12 protein-coding genes are annotated in these 11,447 nt (G+C 71.5%); 4 read left to right on the plus strand and 8 right to left on the minus strand.

Going from position 1 to position 11,447, the window contains the following annotated elements; all coding sequences use genetic code 11:
• Positions 1 to 105: 105 nt before the first annotated feature.
• Together AC1DCT_RS10460 and AC1DCT_RS10465 are read right to left on the minus strand one after the other, a co-directional pair.
• Complete coding sequence (locus tag AC1DCT_RS10460; RefSeq protein WP_440732602.1) at positions 106 to 1,578, minus strand: MATE family efflux transporter; 1,473 nt, start codon at positions 1,576 to 1,578, stop codon at positions 106 to 108.
• A gap of 135 nt (positions 1,579 to 1,713) precedes the next feature.
• Positions 1,714 to 2,190, minus strand: a complete 477-nt coding sequence (locus tag AC1DCT_RS10465) for a MarR family winged helix-turn-helix transcriptional regulator (RefSeq protein WP_477429027.1) — start codon at positions 2,188 to 2,190, stop codon at positions 1,714 to 1,716.
• Between the two features lie 54 nt (positions 2,191 to 2,244).
• Between AC1DCT_RS10465 and AC1DCT_RS10470 the strand changes: the two genes are divergently transcribed.
• Genes AC1DCT_RS10470 through AC1DCT_RS10480 form a run of 3 tightly spaced genes read left to right on the plus strand, consistent with a single transcriptional unit; the run spans position 2,245 to position 4,063 of the window.
• A complete protein-coding gene (locus AC1DCT_RS10470; RefSeq protein WP_477429029.1) occupies positions 2,245 to 2,955 on the plus strand; it encodes a hypothetical protein in 711 nt (236 codons plus the stop codon).
• The gene (locus AC1DCT_RS10475; protein WP_477429031.1) at positions 2,952 to 3,677 is read left to right on the plus strand and encodes an SDR family NAD(P)-dependent oxidoreductase; all 726 of its coding nucleotides are present in this window, start codon (positions 2,952 to 2,954) and stop codon (positions 3,675 to 3,677) included. The genes AC1DCT_RS10470 and AC1DCT_RS10475 overlap by 4 nt, the downstream gene beginning before the upstream one ends.
• Positions 3,678 to 3,697: 20 nt before the next feature.
• Positions 3,698 to 4,063 carry a Fe-S protein gene (locus AC1DCT_RS10480; RefSeq protein WP_477429033.1) on the plus strand — a complete coding sequence of 122 codons (366 nt, stop codon included), beginning with the start codon at positions 3,698 to 3,700 and terminating at the stop codon, positions 4,061 to 4,063.
• A 48-nt stretch (positions 4,064 to 4,111) separates the two neighbouring features.
• Here the strand turns inward: AC1DCT_RS10480 and AC1DCT_RS10485 are convergent, their stop codons facing one another.
• The 4 genes from AC1DCT_RS10485 to AC1DCT_RS10500 all read right to left on the minus strand — a co-directional run bounded on the left by AC1DCT_RS10485 (position 4,112) and on the right by AC1DCT_RS10500 (position 8,188).
• Entirely contained in the window at positions 4,112 to 6,289 is a 2,178-nt protein-coding gene (locus tag AC1DCT_RS10485) for a heavy metal translocating P-type ATPase (protein WP_477429035.1), read from the minus strand.
• 38 nt (positions 6,290 to 6,327) lie between these two features.
• Positions 6,328 to 7,260 (minus strand): heavy-metal-associated domain-containing protein, encoded by a 933-nt coding sequence (locus AC1DCT_RS10490; protein ID WP_441978173.1) that lies wholly within the window; start codon positions 7,258 to 7,260, stop codon positions 6,328 to 6,330.
• On the minus strand, positions 7,260 to 7,469 hold the full coding sequence (locus tag AC1DCT_RS10495; RefSeq protein WP_440732609.1) for a heavy-metal-associated domain-containing protein: 210 nt from the start codon (positions 7,467 to 7,469) through the stop codon (positions 7,260 to 7,262). Before AC1DCT_RS10495 ends, AC1DCT_RS10490 begins: the two co-directional genes overlap by 1 nt.
• Positions 7,470 to 7,609: 140 nt before the next feature.
• Positions 7,610 to 8,188: a DUF1349 domain-containing protein gene (locus AC1DCT_RS10500; RefSeq protein ID WP_441978171.1), complete on the minus strand. Its 579-nt coding sequence runs from the start codon at positions 8,186 to 8,188 to the stop codon at positions 7,610 to 7,612.
• 140 nt (positions 8,189 to 8,328) lie between these two features.
• Here AC1DCT_RS10500 and AC1DCT_RS10505 point away from each other — a divergent pair, with 140 nt between their 5' ends.
• Positions 8,329 to 8,853 (plus strand): DEAD/DEAH box helicase family protein, encoded by a 525-nt coding sequence (locus AC1DCT_RS10505; protein WP_477429037.1) that lies wholly within the window; start codon positions 8,329 to 8,331, stop codon positions 8,851 to 8,853.
• A 30-nt stretch (positions 8,854 to 8,883) separates the two neighbouring features.
• On the opposite strand, the gene AC1DCT_RS10510 is transcribed toward AC1DCT_RS10505, so the two are convergent.
• Both AC1DCT_RS10510 and AC1DCT_RS10515 read right to left on the minus strand, forming a co-directional pair.
• Positions 8,884 to 10,035: a cystathionine gamma-synthase gene (locus AC1DCT_RS10510; RefSeq protein ID WP_441978169.1), complete on the minus strand. Its 1,152-nt coding sequence runs from the start codon at positions 10,033 to 10,035 to the stop codon at positions 8,884 to 8,886.
• Between the two features lie 29 nt (positions 10,036 to 10,064).
• Positions 10,065 to 11,186, minus strand: a complete 1,122-nt coding sequence (locus tag AC1DCT_RS10515; RefSeq protein WP_441978168.1) for a PLP-dependent cysteine synthase family protein — start codon at positions 11,184 to 11,186, stop codon at positions 10,065 to 10,067.
• Between the last annotated feature and the right edge of the window lie 261 nt (positions 11,187 to 11,447).

Consider the following 11,447-nt stretch of genomic DNA (forward strand, 5'->3'; position numbering starts at 1 on the left):
CGGTCCCCCCAAGAACTCCAGAGTGCTCGACCGCACGCTCTCACCGCAAGCGCCCGGCGGCGATCGGAGCACGGTGCGGGGTTCGCGGTCAGCCCCGGTCCGCCCTCAGCGCCGTCCGACTTTGAGCCGAGGCTTCGCCCTCACCACCGGAACGGAGGCCGTGATGACGGCGTCGACGACCATGGAACCGTCGGTCGGGCCGATGACCGGGATCGCCGTGGTCGGGGTGACCTCGATCGGATCCACGGGCATCCGCGCCAGTTCGCGATGCGCCTTCACGTACGCGGGGATGAGCAGCGCCGCCGCGCCCAGCCAGGCGAGCGGGTTGCTCAGCGCGACGCCGGGGTAGCCGATGAGGGCACCGAGCACGACGGCGGCCCCGACGCGCATCACGAGCTCGATCACGCCGGTGACGGTCGGGATGAGCGTGTGCCCGAGGCCCTGCAGGACGCCGCGCAGCACGAACAGCACTCCGAGCGCGGTGTAGCTGACACCGTTGATCAGCAGCATGAGGGCGGCGAGGCGCACGACCTCGTCGGATCCGTCGCCGATGAACACGCGCACCATCGAGGATCCGAACAGCACCAGCAGCGCTCCGAGCACGACGGCCGTGATGACGGCCATCCAGATCGCCTGCGTCACGCCGCGGCGAATGCGGTCGGGCCGACGTCCGCCGAGGTTCTGCGCCGCGTACATCGAGGCGGCGAGTCCGATCGAGGCGAGGAACGCGACCGCGATGCTGTCCACGCGGGAGGCGGTCGTGTATGCGGCGACGGCGACAGGGCCGAGCATGTTCAGCGCGACCTGCACGGTGATCGTGCCGATCGCGATGATCGAGGCCTGGAAGCCCATCGGGAGGCCGAGGCGCAGGTGCTGGACGATGTCGTCGCGGGTGACCCGCCAGTCGGCGCGGTGCACATGCAGCACCGGGAGCTTGCGCCACACGTACACGAGGCACAGCACGACCGAGACGCCCTGCGCGACGACGGTGGCCCAGGCGGCGCCCGCGACGCCCCATTCGAACGTGCCGACCATGAGGATCACGAGCACGATGTTCAGCGCGCAGGAGACGGTGAGGAACACGAGTGGGGTGCGCGAGTCGCCGATCGCGCGGATCACCGCGGAGAGGTAGTTGAAGAACATGATCGTGCTGCCGCCGATGAAGGTGACCTGAGTGAACACGGTCGCCTCGGGCATCAGCACCTCGGGCGTCTGCAGCAGGGCGAGCAGCGGCGCGGTCACGAGCGGGGCGCCGACCGAGATGATGATGCTCGTCGCGGCGGTCAGCAGCGTGCCCGTGGCGACCGACCGTCGCACCGCGGCGTGATCGCCCGCGCCGTATGCCTGCGCGGTCGGGATCGCGAAGCCGCTGCTGAGTCCCCATGCGAAGCCGATCAGCAGGAAGATCAGGCTGCCGGTCGCGCCCACGGCGGCGAGCGAGTCGACGCCGAGATGGCGGCCGACGACGATCGCGTCGGCGAACTGGTAGAGCTGCTGCACGACATTGCCGATCAGCAGGGGGACGGCGAAGGCCAGGATGACGCGCCAGGGGCGGCCGGTGGTGAGGGACGTGGACATGCGGAACTCTTCGGGCGGGGATCGGCGGGGGACGAAGCAAGGCCCGCCGTGATCGGTCACGGCAGGCCGTTTCCCATGGTATCGAATCGATTCGGTGAATCGGTAGGGGGTGCGGGAACTTTCTGCCGGGCCGGGTCAGTCGGTGCGACCTCCGCCGCCGTATCCGCGATGCACCTCGGGATCGAGTCCGTGCGCGGCGGCGAGGCGGGTCACGAGGGCGGCGAACGCCTCGCGCTCGGCCGGATCCAAAGGGCTCAGGACGTCGGCGTTCTGCTGCTCCGCCGCCGCGCGGAGGGTCCGCAGAGTGGCACGGCCCTCCTCGGTGAGATCGAGGCGGTGGTGGCGGCGATCGTCGGGATCGCGTGTCCGCGACACCAGGCCGGCCGCCTCGAGAGTGTCGACGAGCACGACCACCCGGCTGGGCACGGCGCCGAGCCGGTCCGCCAGCGCCCGCTGACTGAGCCCCGGGTTCTGCATCAGGATCCGCAGCACGCCGGCCGTCGCCGGGGTGAGGCCGGCCGGCTTCACGAGTTCGGCGAATCGCGCGGAGGCGAATGCGCCGAGCTGGGACAGCAGGAACCCCGTGCGTGCGGGTCGGCGAGCGGCATCCATGGGTCCAGCATAGTCCTCTTGACAGAATCATTCATGCCATGCATCATTTCAGGCATGACCGATTCTTCGACTGCTTCCCGTCGCCCCGGCGGGCCCCCGCTGGGCCCGCTCGCGATCGTCACCTTCGCCCTGACCATCGCCGGCGTCGTGGTGCTGCTCGTGGGCACCGGGTCGGTTCCTGCGCCGTTCGCCTCCGCCGCCGACGCCGCGAGCTGGTACACCGCCCACGCCCTGCCGATCCGCATCGCGGCCACTCTGCAACTCGGCGCCGCCGTGCCGCTGGGGATCCTCGCCGCCTCGATCTACGCCCGCCAGCTGCGCCTCGGCGTGCGTGTCCCCGGCCCGGTCATCGGCCTGTACGGCGGGATCGGCGCCTCACTGCTGCTGCTCGTCTCGGCCCTCGTGACCTGGGCGCTCGCCTCCGGTCCCGATGCCGCCGATCCCGGCAGCGCCGCGCCCCTCGGGCGACTCGCCTTCGGGCTCGGCGGTGTCGGCTACGCCGTGGGCATCGGACTGCTGATCGCCGGCATCGCCGTGCCGGCGTTCATCCTGCGGCTGATCCCGCGCTGGCTCGCGCTGGCCGGGCTCGTGCTCGCGGCCGCCGGCGAGGTGTCTTTCCTCTCGCTCGTGATCGACCCGCTGCAGGCGCTGCTGCCGATCGTGCGCTTCGGCGGCGGAGCCTGGCTGATCGCGGCCTCGTTCCTGCTGCCCCGGGACCGGCCGCGGCGAGGTCCGCGCGCCGTGGGTGCGGAGGACGCGTCATGAGCACCGCACTCGTCGTCGGTGCGAACGGCGCCATCGGCGAGGCCGTCGCGCGGCGGCTCGCTGCGGAGGGACATCGGATGCTCCTCGTGTCGCGCCGAGCGGATCCGCTGGCCGCACTCGCGGACGCTCTGCGCGGCGACGGTCATGACGCTGAGGCCGCCGCCTTCGACGCCGCCGATGCGGGTCCCCTGGCCGAGTTCCTCGCCGCGCACGCCCCGGCGGGCATCGACGTCGCAGTGAACAACCTCGGCATCGCGCACCTGCCGCGTCCGCTCACCGAGATCGATGACGCGGAGTTCGCCCGCGTGCTCGCGGTCGACCTGCTGGGTCTGTCCCGGTGCCTGCGCGCGGAGCTCGCTGCGATCCGCGACGGTGGGGCCGTCGTGAACGTCGCTTCCACCGCCGGCATCGGCGGAGCCCCCGGCATGTCGGCCTATGCCGCCGCCAAGCACGGCGTCGTCGGCCTCACCCGCACCACGGCGCTCGACGAGGCCGCCCGGGGCGTGCGCGTGAACGCCGTCGCACCGGGGCCGATCGCGTCGGGCTCGGTGCTCGACCAGCCCGCGGAGGTGCGCGAACGCATCGGCCGGTTCATCCCGATGCAGCGGATGGGGCGGGCCGAGGAGGTCGCCGAGGCGGTCGCCTGGCTGGCCTCACCCGCCGCCTCCTTCGTGACCGGCGTGGTGCTGCCCGTCGACGGCGGCAAGACCGCCGCGCTCTGACCGATCCGAACGGAGACCTCATGGACCTGTTGACCGTGCTGCGCGAGTTCCTCGTGCTCGTGCACCTCGTCGGCTTCGCTCTGCTGCTCGGCGGCTGGGCTGCGCAGGCGGTGCGGCGACGCTACGTCACCACGACCCTGTTCCGCACGGGGCTGGGGGTGATGATCGCGTCGGGACTGCTGCTCGCGATCCCCTTCCCCGCCGGCGTGCAACTCGACTACCTCAAGCTCGGGGTGAAGCTGGTGGTCGCCCTCGCCATCGGCGGCGCCTTCGGCGTCGTCATCACGCGGGAGCGCGCCGGCCGGCCGACCGCCACGGCCTTCTGGACGATCGGCGCCCTCGCCGTGCTGAACGCCGGGATCGCGATCTTCTGGCACGGCGCCTGACCGGTCGCCCCGCCCTCCCCATTTACGAGTCGTCCCCCTGAGCACGGTCTATAGGTCGGGGATCGCGGCGACGTTGTAGGCGAAGGCCCAGAACAGGTTCGTCTTGATCGTGCCCAGCGTGCGCCGGGAGAGCCGGATCGCGTCGGCCGCGGCCTGCAGGTCGCCCCGCACGAGCGTGATGTCGCTCGCCTCGATCGCGACATCGGTTCCCGTGCCCATCGCCATGCCGAGGTCGGCCGTGGCGAGCGCAGGAGCATCGTTCACCCCGTCCCCGACCATCGCCACCACACCCCCCTCGGCCTGCAGCCGGGTCACCACGTCGACCTTGCCCTCGGGCAGCACCTCGGCGATCACCTCGTCGATGCCGACCTCCGCGGCGATCCGCCGAGCGACCGCCTCGTTGTCGCCGGTGAGCAGGATCGGCGTGAGGCCGAGGCGCTTGAGCTGGGCGACCGCGTCGGCGCTCGTGGGCTTCACGGTGTCGGCGATCACGACGATGCCGCGGGCGGATCCGTCCCACCCGACCGCGATGACGGTCTTGCCTCCCGCTTCGGCCTCGGCCTTCGCGGCCGCGACCCGGGGGCTCAGGCGCTGCGCCCAGTCCGCGAGCAGCGCCTCCCGGCCGACGAGCACGGCGTGCCCGTCGACGATGCCCTGCACACCGCGGCCCTCGAGATTCTGGAAGGAGTCGACCTCGGGAAGCGGATCCGCGGTCGTCCCGTCGAGTGCCCGAGCGGCCGAAGCCGCCGTCGCAGCACGGGCGACGGCCTGCGCGATGGGGTGCTCGGACGCGTTCTCCAGCGCACCAGCGAGACGCAGCAGCTCGGCAGGATCCACCCCCTCCTCCGCGATGACGCCCGTGACCTCCATGCGGCCGCTCGTCACGGTGCCGGTCTTGTCGAGCACGATCGTGTCCACGCGGCGGGTGGATTCCAGCACTTCCGGACCCTTGATCAGGATCCCCATCTGGGCGCCCCGCCCTGTACCCACGAGCAGCGCAGTCGGGGTGGCGAGGCCCAGGGCGCACGGGCAGGCGATCACGAGCACGGCGACCGCGGCGGTGAACGCCGCCGTGGCGGGGAAGCCGGCTCCGAGCCAGGCGCCGAGCGTCACCACGGCGATCGCGATCACGATCGGCACGAACACGCCGCTGATCCGATCCGCGAGGCGCTGCACCTCGGCCTTGCCGGTCTGGGCGTCTTCGACGAGTCGGGCCATCTGCGCGAGCTGCGTATCGGATCCGATCCTCGTCGCGCGGATCACTAGGCGCCCGCCGGCGTTGATGGTCGCTCCGGCCACCGCGTCGCCCGCGCCGACCTCGACCGGCACGGATTCACCGGTGAGCATCGACGCGTCCACCGCGGAGGATCCGGAGACGACGACGCCGTCCGTGGCGATCTTCTCACCCGGACGCACGACGAACTCGTCGCCGGCCGCGAGCTGCGCGATCGGGATCCGCACCTCTTCCTTCCCTGAGCCCGCCGAAGGCCGCAGCACCGCCACATCCTTCGCGCCGAGCTCGAGCAGTGCGCGCAGCGCCGCGCCCGCACGCCGCTTGGAGCGCTTCTCGAAGTACCGTCCGGCCAGGATGAAGACGGTCACGCCCGCACCCACCTCGAGGTAGATGTTGCCGCTGCCATCACCGGCTTGCAGGGTGAGCGAGAACTCGTGCCGCATCCCCGGCATGCCCGCGGCGCCGAGGAACAGGGCGTACAGCGACCACCCGAACGCGGCGAGCGTGCCCATCGAGATGAGCGTGTCCATGGTCGCGGCCCCGTGACGCAGATTCAGCCACGCGGCACGGTGGAACGGCCACGCGCCCCACACGATCACGGGTGCGGCGAGCGCCAGCGACGCCCACTGCCAGTACGTGAACTGCAGCGCGGGGATCATCGCCATCGCGATGACGGGCACCGTGAGGATCGTGCTGACCAGCAGCCGGGTGCGCAGAGAGCGCAGCTCCGGGTCATCGGTCTCCGGATCCGGCCCCTCGGCCGTCTCGGGGAGCGCGGGCTTCGGGAGCACGGCGGAATAGCCGATGTCCTCGACCTGGGCGATGAGCGTGGACGGGTCGAACCCGTCCGGCAGCGACACCTTCGCCTTCTCGGTCGCGTAGTTCACCACAGCGGTGACCCCGTCGAGCTTGTTCAGGGTCTTCTCGATGCGGTTCGCGCAGGAGGCGCAGGTCATCCCGCCGATCTCGAGCTCCACGCTGTTCGCGTTCATGGGTGCGTCTCCTTTCGTTGCAGGTCGGTCGCGCCGGGTCAGTGGGCGCGCGTCGTCGTGTCGAGGACGAAGGCGGCCGTGTGCACGGCTCCCTCCACCTGGAAGTCGAAGTAGAGCAGGTAGCGGCCCTCAGTGCCCACGTGGGCGGAGAAACGGACGTCGGGTCCCGACGTCGCGCCGGGCGTCGGAGCCGCGCCTTCCGGATGCACGTGCAGGTAGGCGAGGTCGCCCTCGCGCAGCGCGACGAGGTGCCCGTAGGCGCCGAGGTAGGGCTGCAACGTGGTGACGGGAGCGCCGTCGCGACGGACCGTCACGGTCAGCACGGAGGCGGATCCGGGCTCGAGAGAGCCGTCGATGCTGACGTCGAAGCCGTCGGCGTTCGCTCGGGTGCTCGTCGCGGGGACGACGGGCGCGAACAGGCCGGCGATGTCGATCGTGCGGGTGAGGGTGACCGGATCCGCACCCGCGGCCGCGAAGTCCGCGAAGACCCGGTACGTCCCGGCGGCGTCCCACGCCCAGGGAATGCTCCAGGTGCCGGTGGCGGTGTCGAGCACGGGGTGCACGTGCCGGAACCCGGTGCCGTCGCTGCGCACGACTATCAGGTGCAGATCCTTCTCGTGCTGCGGCGTGTAGGCCGTGACCGGGGCGCCTGCGGCGTCGAGGATCCGGAAGCTCAGCGCCCCCAGCTCCCCCACAGCGCCAGGCGCGGAGACCGGAGGGAGCGTGTACCCGCCGGCAGAGAGGGACACGCCTGCGAGGCTCTCCCCCGCCGCCGCGTGCGCGCTGTGGTCCATGGATCCCTGTGCGCCGGATCCGTGCGCGTCGTGCTGGCCCATCTCGGTCTCCTCCTCGTGCATGGTGTTCTGCGGTGCGGCGTCGCGCGGGGCGACGAGTGCCGCGGCGCCGAACGCCACGGCGAACGCCGCCGCGAGCCCGGCGCCGTAGAGGCCCAGTCGTCCCGCGGCGTTCATCAGGCGTGAACCGCCCGGTAGCCGGCCTCGTCGACCGCGGCGAAGACACTCGCGTCATCGAGACCCGTCGTGGACGTCACCACGAGGCGGCCGGTCGACGCGCTCACCTCGATGCCTTCGACGCCGGCGATCTTGCCGACCTCCCGGCGCACGGACATCTCGCAATGCCCGCAGGTCATCCCGGTCACCTGGTACTCGGTGGTGGTCATGTCATCTCCTCCGTTCGATACCCCGTCCGGGTATCCTATGGTCACAACCATATACCCCCCAGGGGTATTCCGCGCCCCACGAGGAATCACGTTCCCGCCGATCGGAAGGCCGCACCGACGCGTCTCGCGCCGGCGACGGATCAGTGCAGCGAGCCGTCGGCCTCGACCACACGCCAGGCGTGCAGTCGCACGGCGAGACCGGCCCGCGTCGGCGCGCACACGAACGGCCCCGCCTCCGCGACGAGCGACGACGCGAACGGCAGCACGCGCACGAGCTGGAGCGGCTCGCCGACGATTCCGGCGCGCACCGTGAGCGCGTCCGTACCACGGCTCACCCGCACGAGGATGCGACGATCGGCCCACTCCGGTACCGGGGCGAGTGACCAATCCGACATCCCGTCGGTGACCACGGCGCCCACTTGCGGCCGCCCGTCGGCGAATTCGACGCCCGCCTTGACCCAGCGCTCGTCCGAGACGCGCACGAACGCTCCCGCCTGGTCGAACTGGGCGGAGAACGCCGCCGTGAACTCCACCTCCACGGCCGTGTCCACGGCGAACGGCACCACGAGCGCGTGCTCGCTGTCGTGCACGAACCCGTACGACGTGATCCGCCACGCATCGCTGCCTTCGACGGCGGTGACGACGAGGTCGCCCTGATCCTCGGCGAGCGCTGCGGGCTCGTGGGTCCAGCGTCCGTCCGACCAGGCGATGTCCGTCATCTCCTCAGGCTACGGCCCCGGCGGCATCCCACCTGCAGCCCCGCGCCCCGCGGCCGCTGCAACCCCCGCGGTGACTGCAGCGGCCCCTGCGGCAGCCCGCAGCGGCCCTTGCAGCACCTGCGGATCCGTAGACTCCGGACATGCGCATCGTCGTCTCCGGCACGCACGCCACCGGCAAGAGCACCTTGATCTCCGACGTCTCCCTCGCACATCCCGAGTTCGTCGTCCTCCCGGATCCGTTCGAGTTCGTGGACGAGGGAAGCGGATCCGGATCTCTCGTCGCACAGCTGCGGATCAGTGCGGAGCGGCTCCTCGACCCGGAACTCGCCGGATCCGTGATCGCCGAGCGCGGGCCGCTCGACTTCCTCGCCTATCTCGCCGCGCTCGACGACCTGGGCCGGTCCTCGCGAGCCGCGGAGCTGTTCCGGCGCGAGGCCCCGCTCGCTGCGGAAGCGATGGCGGAGGTCGACCTGCTCGTGCTCCTCGGGCTCGACGACGGCATCACCGTGCCCGAGGAGGAAGACCCTGAGCTGCGCGAGGCCATGGATGAGGCGCTGCGCGCGCTGACCGACGACGAGGAGCTCACCGGCGCGGCGCGGATCCTGGAGCTCGCAGGCGATCCGGCCACCCGGCTGGCGGCGCTGGCGGCCGCCGTCCTGGGGTGATCCGGACCCCTGGTCCGTGGCGCGGGCCGCTCAGCCGGCCAGGGCCTGCTCCAGGTCGGCGAGCAGGTCGGCGACGTCCTCCAGGCCGACCGAGAGACGCACGACCTCCACGGGCACGGCCGCCTCGGTCCCGCGCACCGAGGCGTGCGTCATCGCGTCGGGGTAGTTGACGAGCGACTCCACGCCGCCGAGCGACTCCGCCAGCTGGAACACGCGCGTCGACTCGGCGAAGCGACGGGCGGCCTCGCCCGACTCCAGCGCGACCGAGACGATGCCGCCGAAGCCCGACATCTGCCGCGCGGCGAGCTCGTGGCCGGGGTGCTCGGGCAGGCCGGGGTAGTAGACGCCGGTGACGCGGGGATGCGCGGCGAGGAACTCGGCCACGGCCTGCGCGTTCTCGTTGTGCTGGCGCATCCGCACCGGCAGGGTCTTGATGCCGCGCGTGGTGAGCCAGGCGTCGAACGGCCCGGACACCGCTCCCACCGCGAACTGCAGGAAGCCGACCTTCTCGGCGAGCTCGGCGTCGCGCAGCACGACCGCGCCGCCGACCACGTCGGAGTGCCCGCCGAGGTACTTCGTCGTCGAGTGCACGACCACGTCGGCTCCGAGTGCGAGCGGGCGCTGCAGCGCGGGGGTGGCGAAGGTGTTGTCGACCACGACGACCGATCCGGCCTCGTGTCCGATCTCCGCGAGCGCGGCGATGTCCGAGATGCGCAGCAGCGGGTTCGACGGGGTCTCGACCCACAGCACGCGCGGGGCCTTCGCGGCGACGGCCGCGCGCACCGCCTCGGTGTCGCTCATGTCGACGACCTGCACCGTGATCCCCCAGCCGCCGAGCACCCGGGAGATGAGCCGGAACGTGCCGCCGTAGACGTCGTTGCCGAGCAGCACATGGTCGCCCGGCTGCAGGATCGCACGCAGCAGGGTGTCCTCCGCGGCGAGGCCCGAGGCGAACGAGTAGGCGTGCGTGCCGCCCTCGAGCGCGGCGAGCTGCGCCTGCAGCGCGTCCCGCGTCGGGTTGCCGCTGCGGCCGTACTCGTAGCCCTGGCGGAGGCCGCCGATCCCGTCCTGCACGAACGTCGTCGAGAGGTGCAGCGGCGGGATCACCGCGCCGGTGTAGGGGTCGGCGGCCTGGCCCGCGTGGATGGCGGCGGTGGCGGTCTTGTCGGTCTCGATGGTCATGGTGGGATCCTCTCGGGTTCAGTCGTGCGCTACGGCCGTGCGGTCTCGGTCGGCGCGGGGAGGCGGTCGGCGTGCGGCGCGTGCGCGTCGACAGAATGTGCTCCCGGCGAGTGCACATCCTGTTGGCGCGAAGAGGATGTGGGCTCGGCGAGTGCGTGTGCACTCGCCGGGGCGGACGGCACGGCGAACCCGTGCCCGGTCATCCAGTCGTCGTCGTAGAGCTTGTCGAGATAGCCGCGGCCGTGGTCGGGCAGCAGCACGACGACCACGTCGTCCTCCCCGAGGCCCTCGGCGACGCGCAGCGCGGCGACCACGGCCATGCCGCTGGAGCCGCCGACGAGCAGGCCCTCCTCGCGCGCGAGCCGACGGGTCATCGCGAACGACTCCGCATCGGAGATCCGCTCGTAGCCGTCGACCACGGCGGGATCGAACGTGGCCGGCAGGAAGTCCTCCCCGACGCCCTCGACGAGATAGGAGTGGATCTCATCGCCGGAGTAGATGGAGCCCTCGGGATCCGCGCCGATCACCTGCACGCGTCCGGCGCTCACCTCCTTGAGGTAGCGGCCGGTGCCGCTGATCGTGCCGCCGGTGCCGATGCCCGCGACGAAGTGCGTGACCCGGCCGTCCGTGTCAGACCAGATCTCCGGGCCGGTGGATTCGTAGTGCCCGCGAGGGCCGTTCTGGTTCGCGAACTGATTGGGGTTGAAGGCCCCGGGGATCTCGCGGGCCAGCCGAGCGGCGACCGAGTAGTACGACTCTGGATGCTCGGGCGGCACCGACGTGGGTGTGACGACGACCTCGGCGCCGTAGGCGCGGAGCGTGGCGACCTTGGGCCCGTCGAACTTGTCCGGCACCACGAACACCATCCGATAGCCGCGCTGCAGCGCGACCAGCGCGAGGCCCACCCCGGTGTTGCCGCTCGTGGCCTCGACGATCGTGCCGCCCGGTTGGAGCAGGCCCTCGCGCTCTGCGGCATCGACGATCGACCGTGCGATGCGATCCTTCGCGGATCCGCCGGGGTTGAAGTACTCGACCTTGGCGAGCACGGTCGCGCGGATCGCGCCGCGCTCGGCGGTCGCACCGGTGACGGACGAGAGACGGACGAGGGGCGTCGCGCCGACGAGGTCGGCGACATGGCTGGCGTAGCGCACGGAAGTTGTCCTGAACGGTGGTCGCGCCGGAAGAGCGCAGGGCTGTCTGTGGTCGTCGGAGAAGCGCGGATCGCGCTCAGAGACAACAACGACAGGTCAGGGCCACAGTGTCAAGGTACAGCACCGGATCCGGATCCGAAGACTCGGCCGCAACAGCCCGAGTAACAGTTCGCCGACTCCCCTCCTGGATTCAAAGAGCGCAAATGGCTCCATCCAGGCCCGGAAAGGGGTCATTTGCGCGCTTCGAAACGGCAGAACCCC

It is taken from the genome of Microbacterium sp. 10L49 (genome assembly GCF_056395125.1).